This window comes from Sphingomonas canadensis (genome assembly GCF_026013525.1).
Lineage (GTDB): Bacteria > Pseudomonadota > Alphaproteobacteria > Sphingomonadales > Sphingomonadaceae > Sphingomonas > Sphingomonas canadensis.
On sequence record NZ_JAPDRA010000025.1, the window covers coordinates 1 to 1,161 of the forward strand.

Sequence of the window (1,161 nt, forward strand, 5' to 3'; positions counted from 1 at the left end):
GGCCTGGTATCTGGGGCGTGTTTTTCGGATTTTGGCCATGAGGTCGTGTGCGTGGACAAGGACGCGCGCAAGATCGAGTTGCTGCACCAGAACATCATGCCGATCTACGAGCCTGGTCTGGCGGAGCTGGTGTCGGGCAATGTGAAGGCCGGGCGGCTGAGCTTCACGACCGATCTGGCGGAGGGCGTGAAGGATGCCGACGCGGTGTTCATCGCGGTGGGCACGCCCAGCCGGCGCGGCGACGGCCATGCCGACCTGTCCTATGTGTTCGCGGCTGCCGAGGAGATCGCCAAGGCGCTGACCAAGCCGGCGGTGATCGTCACCAAGTCGACCGTGCCGGTGGGCACCGGCGACGAGGTGGAGCGGATCATGAACGCGGCCGCGCCCGGCTGCGGCGCCAAGGTGGTGTCGAACCCCGAGTTCCTGCGCGAGGGCGCCGCGATCGAGGACTTCAAGCGCCCGGACCGCGTGGTGGTGGGCACCGACGACGAGGAGGCGCGCGAGGTGATGCGCGCGATCTATCGTCCGCTCAGCCTCAACCAGAACGCCCCGGTGCTGTTCGTCGGCCGCCGGACGTCGGAGCTGATCAAATATGCCGCCAATGCGTTCCTGGCGGTGAAGATCACCTTCATCAACGAGATCGCCGACCTGTGCGAGCAGGTGGGGGCCGACGTGCAGGAGGTGTCGCGCGGCATCGGCATGGACAACCGCATCGGATCGAAGTTCCTGCACGCCGGCCCCGGCTATGGCGGAAGCTGCTTCCCCAAGGACACGCTGGCCCTGATGAAGACCGCGGCGGACAACGACACGCCGCTCAGGATCGTCGAGGCGACGGTGCAGGTCAACGACGCGCGCAAGCGGGCGATGGGCCGCAAGGTGATCAAGGCGATGGGCGGCGACGTGCGCGGCAAGACGGTGGGCATCCTGGGCCTGACGTTCAAGCCGAACACCGACGACATGCGCGACGCGCCCAGCCTGTCGATCATCGCGGCGCTGCAGGATGCGGGCGCGAAGGTGAAGGCCTATGACCCCGAGGGGTTCGAGCAGGCCCGTCCGCTGCTCCCCGGCGTTACGTTCAGCGACAGCGCCTATGACGCCGCCGACGGCGCCGACGCGCTCGTCATCGTCACCGAATGGGATGCGTTCCGCGCGCTCGACCTC

At 67.6% G+C, this 1,161-nt stretch carries 1 protein-coding gene; it reads left to right on the top strand.

What is annotated here, in order from left to right; genetic code table 11:
- Positions 1–1,161, top strand: a 1,161-nt coding sequence (locus OM513_RS20740; protein WP_264946688.1) for a UDP-glucose dehydrogenase family protein, incomplete at both ends; no start/stop codon positions are given.